Annotated in this window: 8 protein-coding genes; 4 read left to right on the top strand and 4 right to left on the bottom strand. The window is 63.6% G+C overall.

The features are described 5' to 3' along the window. Nucleotides 1-564 precede the first annotated feature (564 nt). Both AC1DY5_RS25890 and AC1DY5_RS25885 read right to left on the bottom strand, forming a co-directional pair. The gene (locus AC1DY5_RS25890) at nucleotides 565-1,473 is read right to left on the bottom strand and encodes an aldose 1-epimerase family protein (RefSeq protein ID WP_478116013.1); all 909 of its coding nucleotides are present in this window, start codon (nucleotides 1,471-1,473) and stop codon (nucleotides 565-567) included. 32 nt (nucleotides 1,474-1,505) lie between these two features. After that, the gene (locus tag AC1DY5_RS25885; protein WP_478116011.1) at nucleotides 1,506-3,302 is read right to left on the bottom strand and encodes a glycoside hydrolase family 15 protein; all 1,797 of its coding nucleotides are present in this window, start codon (nucleotides 3,300-3,302) and stop codon (nucleotides 1,506-1,508) included. A gap of 467 nt (nucleotides 3,303-3,769) precedes the next feature. Here AC1DY5_RS25885 and AC1DY5_RS25880 point away from each other — a divergent pair, with 467 nt between their 5' ends. The 3 genes from AC1DY5_RS25880 to AC1DY5_RS25870 are packed head-to-tail and all read left to right on the top strand — an operon-like array spanning nucleotide 3,770 to nucleotide 7,355. Further along, nucleotides 3,770-5,317 carry a GMC oxidoreductase gene (locus AC1DY5_RS25880; RefSeq protein ID WP_478116009.1) on the top strand — a complete coding sequence of 516 codons (1,548 nt, stop codon included), beginning with the start codon at nucleotides 3,770-3,772 and terminating at the stop codon, nucleotides 5,315-5,317. Then, nucleotides 5,314-6,591, top strand: coding sequence for an MFS transporter (locus AC1DY5_RS25875; RefSeq protein ID WP_478116007.1), 1,278 nt, complete (start codon nucleotides 5,314-5,316; stop codon nucleotides 6,589-6,591). The genes AC1DY5_RS25880 and AC1DY5_RS25875 overlap by 4 nt, the downstream gene beginning before the upstream one ends. Further along, nucleotides 6,588-7,355, top strand: coding sequence for an SDR family NAD(P)-dependent oxidoreductase (locus AC1DY5_RS25870; RefSeq protein ID WP_478116006.1), 768 nt, complete (start codon nucleotides 6,588-6,590; stop codon nucleotides 7,353-7,355). The genes AC1DY5_RS25875 and AC1DY5_RS25870 overlap by 4 nt, the downstream gene beginning before the upstream one ends. 200 nt (nucleotides 7,356-7,555) lie before the next feature. Here the strand turns inward: AC1DY5_RS25870 and AC1DY5_RS25865 are convergent, their stop codons facing one another. Together AC1DY5_RS25865 and AC1DY5_RS25860 are read right to left on the bottom strand one after the other, a co-directional pair. Next, on the bottom strand, nucleotides 7,556-7,831 hold the full coding sequence (locus AC1DY5_RS25865) for a hypothetical protein (RefSeq protein WP_478116004.1): 276 nt from the start codon (nucleotides 7,829-7,831) through the stop codon (nucleotides 7,556-7,558). 1,038 nt (nucleotides 7,832-8,869) lie between these two features. Further along, on the bottom strand, nucleotides 8,870-9,217 hold the full coding sequence (locus tag AC1DY5_RS25860; RefSeq protein WP_478116002.1) for a hypothetical protein: 348 nt from the start codon (nucleotides 9,215-9,217) through the stop codon (nucleotides 8,870-8,872). A gap of 1,041 nt (nucleotides 9,218-10,258) precedes the next feature. On the opposite strand from AC1DY5_RS25860, the gene AC1DY5_RS25855 reads away from it, so the two are divergent. Next, a partial coding sequence (locus tag AC1DY5_RS25855) for a site-specific integrase (RefSeq protein WP_478116001.1) occupies nucleotides 10,259-11,263 on the top strand: 1,005 nt, incomplete at its 3' end.

Below are 11,263 nucleotides of genomic sequence, written 5' to 3'. Positions count from 1 at the left end.
GCCATAGGCCGGCGCCATGCAGGACCAGTGCGTCGTCGAGGAACCCGAGGCGCTGCGAGCGGTAAATCTCGGTCTCGGGCTTTCACAGACTTCCGGATGTCCCAGTTGGCCTTGGGTTCTCAGTCAGGCCAGTTCCGCCCGGCCTCCATGACGCCGACGGGATAGCCTTTTTCTGCCGCCCGCAGGGCGGCGACTCCGCCGAATCCGGAYCGGTCACGATCAAGTCGAAGTCGGACAACACTTCCCCTTTGCGGATTCCGAGAAGGCCATGTTCCTTCCGATCGTGGAGGTTGACCATCCCGGCGACCACGTACGCTTACGTACGTGCAGCTACTACGCCTCCCCTTTTTGATTTCGAGCGTGCCAGTCGAATCGGACTCGTCATTCTGCAGATCTGATCCACCAGCGCCTGCTCAGTGCCCTCGGCGCGCAGTCAAGCCTACGGCCCGGTCACGCTCCAAGCGGTGGCTCGACTTTGATGCGGATCAGATAGCCGTCGAGATGTAGAGCTTCAGCAGCACCGATGGATGATATGTAGCCCGACCGGTTGCTGCGGCACTGCAATCAACTGGCTGGAATTCGGTCCGGCATCAACCCCCAGCGGCCCTTGACGCCCTGCCCGGGCTCCATATTCAAGAGGTCGGTCCCTGAACGAAGAGCGTTCGGTGGGCATGTCATTGGCTCGATCGCAACGGCACGTCGTCGTCGCGACACGGCTCCCACGTCGTCGGCCGTGTAAACCATGAGGTATCGGAACAACGAATCCGCCCAAAGGCTGACACAGCGCCCCTCGTCTGGCCTCGCCACGAATGCGCGTGCGAGGCCGTCGGCCCCTCGCACGAGGTCCGTGTAGCCCGTATCGAGCCGCATTGAACCGATCGACCTCCGTTCGGTGAAATCCAGGTCCGACCCGGCAACCGGTTTGATTCCAATCGGTAGACCGCGGTCGTCCGTGACCAGACATCGGGTCGCCGGGATCTGCAGGACCGCGTCATCGATTGCGGTGCCGACTGTCAGGTAGGGATGGAAACCGATTCCGAAGGGCGCGGGGACGCTGGAGGCGTTTCGCGCCAGGATGGAAACCGTCAGGCCTGTCCCATCGAGCCGATACCCGACCTGCAGGTCGAGCCGCCACGGGTACCCCGGCTGCGGATGAAGCATGCAGGTCAACTCAACTCCATCGGCTGACTTCGATGCAGTTCGCCAAGGGAGCCATCGCACCAAACCGTGGATCGCGTTCTGCCGTTCGGGTTCGTCGAGCGCCGCTTGGCCCTCCCGACCCTCGAACTGGTATTTCCCGCCGTCGAGGCGGTTCGGCCAGGGAGCCAGCACCTGCCCGCGACCGCTGGGCGACCACTCGTCCATCCCGAACCCATCGATGATGTCCGCGCCCTCCACCGAGTAGTGGCGCAGGGTCGCGCCCACTTCTGTCACGATCGCCCGGTGCGAGCCGTGACGGATCTCGTGTTGCACGCCAGACGGCGGTGAAACTGCGGGGTCCGAGCTCATCGGGATCTGGCGGCTGACTCGCGTGCACCGGCAGCCTCGGTGAGGGCCATGGCGCTGGCGATGAGCGTCAGGTGAGTGAACGCCTGGGGGAAGTTGCCGATCAGTCGCTGATGCTCATGGTCGTATTCCTCGGAGAAGAGTCCGAGATCGTTTCGAAGAGCGAGCAACCGGTCGAACAGCGCCTGAGCCTCCTCGAGTCTTCCGAGCATGGCCAGATCATTGACCAACCAGAAGCTGCAGGCGAGGAACGCGCCTTCCCCGGGCGGCAATCCGTCGGCCGCGTCCTTATCCGGGATGTACCGCATCACGAAGCCGTCGCGCACGAGCTCCCGTTGGATGGCCTCCACCGTGCCTACCACGCGCGGGTCGGTAGCCGGCAGGAATCCGACCTGCGGGATCAGCAGCAGGGCCGCGTCGAGTTGCGTGGAGCCGTAGTACTGGGTGAACGTGTTCCGCTCGGCGTCGTAGCCTTTCCGGCACACCTCCTCGTGGATGTCGTCCCGCATCTGTAGCAATTCCTCCAGCGCGCCCTTGTAGCCCGACTCTTGCAACATCTTCACGACGCGGTCGGCGGCGACCCAGGCCATCACTTTTGAGTGGACGAATTGGCGCCGGGGTCCCCGAACCTCCCAAATGCCATCGTCAGGTTCGCGCCAATGGCGCTCGAGCCACTGGACGAAACTTTGCATGGGATTCAGCGCTTCGGCAACGGGAGTCATGCCGAGCCGACGTGCTCGATAGATCGCGTCGGCCAACTCCCCATACACGTCAAGCTGCAGCTGCCCGGAGGCAGCGTTCCCAACCCGCACAGGGGCGGACCCTTCGTAGCCCGGCAGCCAGCCGAGTTCGTACTCGTCGAGGCGGCGCTCTCCTCCAATCCCGTACATGATCTGCAGATCTTCGGGGTCGCCTGCGACGGCGCGGATCACCCAGTCGCGCCATTTCGTCGCTTCCTCGACATAGCCAGCAGCCATGAGCGCGTCCAGCGCGAGCGCGGCGTCCCGGATCCAACAGAACCGATAGTCCCAGTTGCGCACGCCGCCGAGGAACTCGGGGAGCGACGTGGTGGGCGCAGCCACCAGCCCGCCAGTGGGTGCGTAGGTGAGCGCCTTGAGCGTGATGAGGGAGCGTTCGACCTCGTCCTTCCACGCACCCTTGTAAGTCGAACGACCCGACCAGGCGCGCCACCAAGCCTCGGTCTCGGCCACGGCATCGACCGCATCGATCGGTGGCGGCGCGTCTTCCCAGGAGAGGTACCCCGTGAGAACGAAGGAAACGCGCTCGCCCGCGCGCACCGAGAAGTCGGCTTCGAGACAACGCTCCCGTGACGTGATCGGTACGTCGGCCCGCAACTCCACCGCCTCGGGTCCCGCCCCAGCACTCACCGCCTGATCCTTGGCGAGGATCCACGGGGCGGTCTTGCCGTAGTCGAACCGCGGGTTGAGCTGAACGGACATCGGTACGGTGCCGCGCACGCCCTCCACGACACGTACGATCCGTGGATGCGATACGCGCAGGGCCATGCAGTCGATGATCCGAGCCACGCCGTCGGCCGTCTCAAACTCTGTTTCGAGAACGAGCGTCGAGGGCCGATACCGTCGCGTCGTGGCGACGACGTCTCCGGCCGGAGCGATGCGCCATCTACCGTTCTGCTCCGTGCCGAGCAGGTTCGCGAAACACGCGGAAGAGTCGAAGCGCGGCAGACACAGCCAGTCGATCGAGCCATCGATGCCGACCAATGCCGCAGTGTGCATGTCGCCGATCAGTCCGTAGTCCTCGATGCGAAGAGCCACTCGACCTCCCGTAGGGCAGTCGGCGCCGTGGCGGAGTCAAACTTGAAACTGCGATGGCGCTACTTTGGATCAGTCTAGTCGCTTCACGGCGACCGTGGCGCTATTCGAGACCGAGGAATGTTACGAGCCGTTTGCTAACACGCTCGAGGCCTCGAAGGCATATCCGCAAAGGCGAACATCCTCGCATCATGCGCACGGATGATGCGCCGCTACGGTGATCTGAGCGCGCTCGCGGCGGTGCTCAGCCGGCGGACGTTGACGCGCAGGCGTCTAGCGCCTAACCTGAAGCCATACCCGTCCAAGGCTTCCCCCTTGCCGACCCTGGGCGCTCAATTCCAGGCACCCACTCCTGAACGGCAAGTCCCTGTCCAGAACCGGCACGAAAGMCGGTGCGACTTACGAGGCTATCGACGTGTTGCGGATTGCCTCCGGCTTTTCCTCTACATCTATCGCGATCGAGACACCCCATGCGAAGCGACGATCACTACGATTTCATCATCATCGGCAGCGGGGCCGGTGGCGGCACGCTCGCCCTCAAGCTGGCTCCTTCCGGCAAGCGCATTCTCATCCTCGAACGCGGCGACTATCTGCCGCGCGAGAAGCAGAATTGGGATCCGACCGAAGTCTTCGTGAAGAACCGTTACGTGTCGAAGGACGCGTGGTACGACTCGGACGGCAAGCCGTTCCAGCCGGGTGTGCATTACTTCGTCGGCGGCGCGACCAAGATGTTCGGCGCTGCGATGTTTCGATTGCGCGAACGGGATTTCACTGCTCATCGCACTGCCGACGGCTCGACGTCCGATTGGCCGATCCGATACGAGGAGCTCGAACCCTACTACACGCTGGCAGAAAAGCTCTACCACGTCCACGGCCAGCGCGGCGACGATCCCACCGATCCACCGGCCAGCGCGCCCTACGCGTTTCCACCCGTGAGCCACGAGCCGCGCGTTCAGGAGATCGCCGATGGCTTGAAACGCGCGGGTTATCGGCCGGCGTATGCGCCGACGGGCCTCATGCTCGACGAGGCGGACCGTCCCCACAGCCGGTGCATACGCTGCAATTCCTGCGACGGGTATCCCTGCCTTGTCCACGCCAAGGCGGACGCTGAAGTCATCGCCGTCCGGCCCGCTTTGCAGTACCCGAACGTGACGCTGAAGAGAAACGCCCATGTCCAGCGGCTCGAAACCGACGCCAGCGGACGCACGGTTACCAAGGTAGTCGTGCACCGCGATGGGCAGCGCGAGGAGTACACCGGCAGCATCGTCGTCGTGTCCTGCGGCGCGGCCAATTCCGCACGGCTGCTTCTCATGTCGGCGAACGAAAAACATCCGCGCGGCCTGGCCAACGGTTCGGACATGGTGGGTCGCCATTACATGTTTCACAACGCCGTCGCGTTGGTCGCCCTTTCCCGGCGCGAGAACCCGACCGAGTTCCAGAAGACGCTCACGATCAACGATTTCTATTTTGGCGCGCCGGACTATGAGTTTCCGCTYGGCAACATCCAGATGCTCGGCAAATCACAGGGGCCGATGTTCAAGGAGGATGCGCCGAAGTTCGCGCCCGGCTTCACGTTGGACCAGATGGCCCGGCACGCGGTGGATTTCTGGCTCACGAGTGAAGACTTGCCACTTCCGCAGAATCGCGTGACCGTGAATTCCAGAGGCGAAATCCAACTCCACTACGAGTTCACGAACGTGGAGCCGCTCAATCGCCTGCAAAGGAAACTGCAGGCGATGCTCGAGCACATGGACATGCATCCGCACCTCATCCCGAACACGCTCTACATGGGAAAGCACATTCCCATTGCCGGCGTCGCCCACCAGGCGGGCACCTGCCGGTTCGGCATCGACCCGAGTTCCTCCGTGCTCGACGTCAACTGCAAGGCGCACGAGCTCGACAACCTGTATGTCGTGGACACGAGCTTTTTCCCGAGCATCGGGGCGGTGAACCCGTCGTTGACCGCCATCGCGAACGCCTTGCGCGTCGGCGAGCATCTGCTGCAACGCGTTCGATGACGAACCACCCGATCGCTCGGCGCAAGGAAATCGCGGCCGTCTACGGCGCCGGCTTGATCCAGGGCGTGGCACTGGTCACGTTTCCGGCCGCAAGCGTCGTCTTCACGAGCGCGAACGCCTACGGTCTGTCGAGAACGGAATACGGCGGCATGTTCGTGCCCCAGGCGATTGCGGCAGTCGGCTCAGCGCTGCTGGGCGCCGGCTTGGCACGACGCCTCGGCGCCAAGCGCATCTACCTGATTGGACTCGGCGCGAATCTGGTGTCGATGGCGTTGCTCGTTCTGAGCCGGTTCGTGATGAGCGAACATGCGGTCGCCTACGTTGTCCTGCTCGCTGCCACCGGTTGCCTCGGCGTCGGCTTCGGGTTCACTGTGCCGACGCTCAACACGTTCGCGGCCGGGTTCTTTCCTCAGAAGGTGGACAAGGCGGTGTTGGCGCTGAACGCCCTGCTTGGATCGGGGACCGCCCTGGCGCCGATCCTTGTCGCGGTGTTCGTCGGTCTGGGCATCTGGTGGGGGCTCCCCGTGTTGGTTGGCGCGCTGGTCCTGGGTCTGCTCTTGTTCAGTGCACGATTGCCGCTCAGTCCGAGTGCGGAGGCCGACGGCGCCGGGGCCATGAGCGGGCGGACGAAGTTTCCTTTTCGGTTCTGGGTTTTCGCCTGCTTCGCGCTTCTGTACGGTGTCTGCGAAACGATGAATGGCAACTGGGCTTCGCTCTACATGACGAAGGAACTGGGCGCAAGTGCTACGCAGGCTTCGCTCGCCCTCACCATCTTCTGGGGGATGGTGACGGCGGGGCGCATCCTCTTTGCCGTCATCGAGAAATGGTTTCCCGAGCGCGCCGCCTTCCAAGTCCTCCCGCTGCTCTTGGCCGCCGGTTTTTTCGTCATTACCCTCCTGCGACCGACCCAGCCGTTTTTCGGCATCCCGGCCTTTGCCTTGGCAGGCTTCGGCTGTTCGGCGTTGCTACCGCTGGTGATGAGCTTCGGTCAGGCGGAACTCAAGACCATCGCCGCATCGGTGGCGGGCGGATTGATCGCGTTCTACCAGATCGGCTACGGGATTGCGGCCTTCGGCGTCGGCCCTCTCGAGTCTCGGTTGGGCTTGAGCCTGGGCGCGATCTATGGTGCGACCACCGGCGTTGCGCTGGCGCTCGCCGTGCTCGCCGTGCTCATCACCCGCCGTCCAGCGCGACGTGTCACTGAAGCGCCAGGCGCGCGGATCCAAAGATCGACCCGCACGTCATCCATTACCCATCAAGGAGATGAACCATGAACCTGAAAGGCAAAGTCGCCATCGTCACCGGCGGCAACAGCGGCATCGGTCTCGCCATCGTGCTGGAGCTCGCCAAGCAAGGGGCGAACATCGTGATCGACTATGTCGTGCATCCCGAAGCGACCGAAGCGACGGAGATGCAAATCCTCGCCTTGGGAGACCAGGCGATCGGAGTACAAGCTGACGTGAGCAAAGTCGCCGACTTGCAAAGGCTGGTCGCCACTGCCGTGAAGAGGTTCCACCGCGTCGACGTCATGGTCAACAACGCCGGGATTGAGACACGCACATCCGTGCTCGACACGGACGAGGCGGGTTACGACAAGGTGCTCGCCATCAATCTCAAGAGCGCCTTTTTTGGCACCCAGCTCGCCGCGCAGCAGATGATCAAGCAGGGAGGCGGCGGGCGCATCATCAACGTCAGTTCCGTGCATGAGGACTGGCCAATGCCGGGCAACGCCGCCTACTGCCTGTCGAAGGGCGGGATACGCATGCTCACGCGCACGGCGGGCGTCGAGTTGGCGCCGCACAACATCCTCGTCGTCGGCGTCGGCCCGGGCGCCGTGGCCACGCCGATCAACTTGTCCACCATGAACGATCCGGTGCTGCTGAAGAAACTCAATTCGGCCATTCCGCTGGGCCGCATGGCCCGCCCGGAGGAAATCGCGAGCGTCGTGGCGTTCCTCGCGAGCGATGGTGCGAGCTACCTGACGGCCACCACGATCTTCGTGGACGGCGGCATCATGCAAAGCAGTCCTGGACTGTGAGGGGGCTGCTCCGGGGAATTCCCAGCGCTGGTCAGCGAGCGTTTCACGTCGCAGCAGAGCCGACCTTAGAACGCATCTGATTCCGAGGTCGTAGCCTGTCGATTTGCTTGTGGCGCGCGTAGCCCGAGTAGGGCCTTGCGACTATCGCATGTGATTCGGCCCCGGGGGTTTCCGATGGCAAAGCTGACTAGCGGCGGTCATCAGCGCCAACCCCGTCGCAGGTCACAATCACCGATCGAAACCTCGAGGCGAATGATGCATTCAATGTCTGCCTGCATGAGCGAGCGAGACCAACTCGGGAGCAAGGTACAGCGGCAATTGGCTTGATGCTCGACCACTACGCGCTGATGAGCGGTGCGCCGTTCCAGTTTGAGCTGGCTCAGGCGGCCGGTGGCGTCGTAAAGGTAAGTGAAGACGCTGCCGCTGGGGTAGCTCAGGGTGGTGAACAGGCCGTTGGCGGCGTAGCCGTAGCCCACTTGCTGCACGAGGCCGCTGGCGAGGGTCTCGCGGCTTCAAGGTGATGGGGCCGAAGGCATCACGGGGCTGTATTCGATGATGCCGCTGCGGTCGATGATCTCGGAGAGGCAGCCGATGATCGACGGGCTGAGGTTGTAGCGCAGGGCGTCACCTTTCCGTCGGCGAAGCTGAGGCTGGTGGGACGGCCGAGGGCGTCGCTTAGATCTGGGTCGCCTGCCTCATCGCATCGGCGATCCGGCTTGGCAGAGCGACGGCTTTGCGGCTATCAATTTGGGGCGATGACTGTCGCCTTCGGGCCCGTACCGCCACTCAGGTATCAGGTCCTTGAGCAGCTGACATTTGATTGGCTTTCGCCATCGTAGGGCGCCGGCTGCGCCTCAGTTGCCGCTATAGCAATTTTCGTCGCCGCGCGCCGGCGACGGGCTATGTTTGCACTACCTTGAGTCCGGTCGTCGATGCTGAGGTCTGCTTGGCATTTGGATGACCGGAATCGGCCTCACCGTGAGCGTTCGCCGAGCAGCCGGGAAAGACCGGTTGAATCCGCAGCCGACAGTGCCAGTTCGCGGTCCTGTCTCGAAGACCGCTCCCGCTGCAACCGGATCTGACTGTCGAAGGAATCTTGAGCGAGTCATGCAGGCGCCTGAAGCGCCTGGCGTGGCCTGCCGCTACTACAGCTGGCAGCGACGAACTTTCCGACATTGCTAACCATCGATCTCGCGCGCCTTGCGCAACTCGTCGGGACGGTTGGCGACGATCTTATTCCAAGGCTTCACATCTCGGCCGGCCACAATCGACGACAGGTGAAGAGAAGAAAGCCGCCGGGCTTGAGGCCGGGCGGCTTTGATCGAAATTTCGGTGGCATCCGACTGAGAGATCCTTGCAGGGCGCTAGCCCTGGAGGGTTTCGTGCGGCGGAATGCGAGGCGCGATTTCAGTGAATCGCCTTGTCCGATGGCCAGCGCGAAACATCCATCCATCGAGCCGCTGACTTCCCTCAAGCGCAGAGGGCCGGTCAGGACGATGCTTCATTGCGCGCACCTACGGAAGCTTGGCCAGGATCGCGTTGGCAACGAAAAAGCCCCGGCCGTTTCCGGTCAGGGCAAGAGGTCGGTGGTCGACCTTGGAGAAAGGTTCCCACTGAGAAATTTCATCATGGGCGCTTTGGCGGCGCCGTTCAACGACCCCGCGCACTGGAAGCTTCGCGGCGGACCTTCCGATCGGAACTATTTCACAGTTCGGCCGAAAATTTGACTGTGGGCGGAGCCAGAACTGGACCTCGAGCATCGCGATCCCGCGCCTAAGCGCCCATTCACGATCAAGGCCGAGATCAACCAGGGGCTGCGTGGACTTCCGCATTTCCGGCAAGAGCGAGCCGGTCACCTTCAACCAGCTCGCCGCGGCCTGCGCCGAACAGCTGCCCGGCGTCGTGATCGCGCCGCACGAAGTGGCGCCAGTACACGTTCGATCTCTGGTCGCACGCGGGCCAGTGCCTCTACTCCATCCCGATCGCCAGCCTGCCGGAGCCTGCGCCAGCAGAGCCCACGGCACGCAAGCCCCGCCGCCATCCATCCGAGCTGCCGGCCCACCACCCGCGGGGATAGCCCGCAGGAAGAGAAACGTCGCGCCAGCGATTGCTGTAGCCGTTGCACTGGGCATCGCTCGACGGACATTCGATCCTTTGTCGTCCCAGTCGGCTGGGCGGTCGGCACGGTCCTGGCCATCATCGTGGGCATCGTGTTGACCGTGGTCGGGATCCCAGTTGACGATGGGAAAGCGCTGAACTGGTGGTCCGGGCCGGCGCGATCGCGTTGACGATGTATTTGCTGCTGCACTGGACTTGTCCGAAGTCTCCTGCGCTCTTGAGCTTGCCGACGAGTTCGATTCCAGCTTGGCAACAACACGAGGAGAACGCAATGGCATCCCATCTCAGCATCGGCCAGGCCCTCGGGCCGCTTCAGGTTTCCAGCGAAATGCACTACTTCCCGACAGGGGTGCTCCTCGATCCAGGTGCGACCTACGAAATCTCCGCAGACCACACCCAATGGAGAGCTCGACCCACCCGTCCACGGCTGTCGGTAATCCCGACCCTGTGCTTGCGCAGCAGGTCTTCCAGGGGCTCTTCCGTTGCCAGGAGGGCCAATGGTTCGAGCTGATCGGTGCATGGGGCCGTCGGATGAACACCTGTTCCGTATAGGAATGCGCCGCCGGTGGACGTACGACGGAGCGGGTGGCGCAGCGCCCGAACTCCAGGTCTTCGCCAACGACGCGATTGGGTTCTACTGGAATCCCACGGAACGATTGGCGTGACGATCAAACGGATCGGATAGCAGCAAGCAGCCGATCCTTGCCATTGATGCGCGGAGGCAACGTCGAAAGACCGCTTCCAGAGGTGCGGAAGCTATCGCTCCCTTATGCTCGAGCGATCTCATGTCCCGCACCATCGTCGTTTCCTCGGCCCGCAGCCTCCCGTGGTTGCAAAACCCGCTCCRGGCTCACAAGGAGTGGCGCGCGACGCTGAGCTGGAAGCGCATCGAGGACGAGAGCAATGCCGACGCCCCGCTGTACACCGAGCACAGCAACAAGCTCTACCAGTCCTTCTGGGGGAAGTTCTGCCGCTGGCTCGCCGGCCAGTCGCTTCGCCTCGACCAGGTCAAGCAGGCCCACATCGAGGCCTTCCTCGGATCTCTGCGCGGCCGCAAGAACGCGCCAGCCAGTGTGCGCACCATGCGGACCTACCTTGCCGAGATCAACCGCGTGTTCACGCACCTGCAGGCGATCGGCGTCCTGCACGCCAATCCGGCTGCGGTCGTGCTCGAGCAGAAGCGCAGCAAGACCGAGACGCGCTTCGAAACCGATCCGCCACTGCCTCCGGGGCCAACCTTCCTCGCCGCCTACGAGATGATGGCCGCGAAGATGTACGCCGAAGAGCTGGCGGTGCTTCGCCGCGGCTGGACCCCGGCGCGCAACCTGGCACTGCGCCTTGTCGTCGCGGAGTGCGGCCTGAAGCTGTCCGAGGTCTGCAAGCTGATCCCGCGCAACGTGACCATCAAGGACGATGGCACCGTCGTGATCCGCTCGCCAGGGCACCGTCAGGTTGCAGCGCGCACGCTCGTCRGGAAGCCCCGGCTCGCCAACGCCCTGATGCGCTGGATCGAGAAGCGCTCCGAGCTGCAGATCGTCCGGTCGCGTCGGGCGATCGAGGAAGGGGCCCGTGCATCGAATCGCCTCTTCCTTGGCCAGGCCGACATCGCGCCGGCGGCAGACCTTATCGGCGGGGGCCTCGGCGCGGCTCGGAGTCCGATCGCCCCGGACTTGGCTGAGCGAGTGGTGACCAGCTGCGTAAAGCGGACGCTCGAGGAGCTAGGGCACCAGGCAGCGTTCCATGGGCCACAATTCGTGCGCAACGCCTACGCAGCGCGGTTGATCCTGGCC

This window comes from Variovorax sp. P4_D9, assembly GCF_056401695.1.
The sequence above is the reverse complement of the archived record's forward strand: the minus strand, read 5'-3'. Positions and strand labels throughout refer to the sequence as shown.

What these genes read in the sequence shown, in the direction of transcription:
- AC1DY5_RS25875 (WP_478116007.1), top strand. Translation starts at nt 5,314, where the DNA reads ATGACGAACCACCCGATCGCTCGGCGCAAGGAAATCGCGGCCGTCTAC.
- AC1DY5_RS25870 (WP_478116006.1), top strand. Translation starts at nt 6,588, where the DNA reads ATGAACCTGAAAGGCAAAGTCGCCATCGTCACCGGCGGCAACAGCGGC.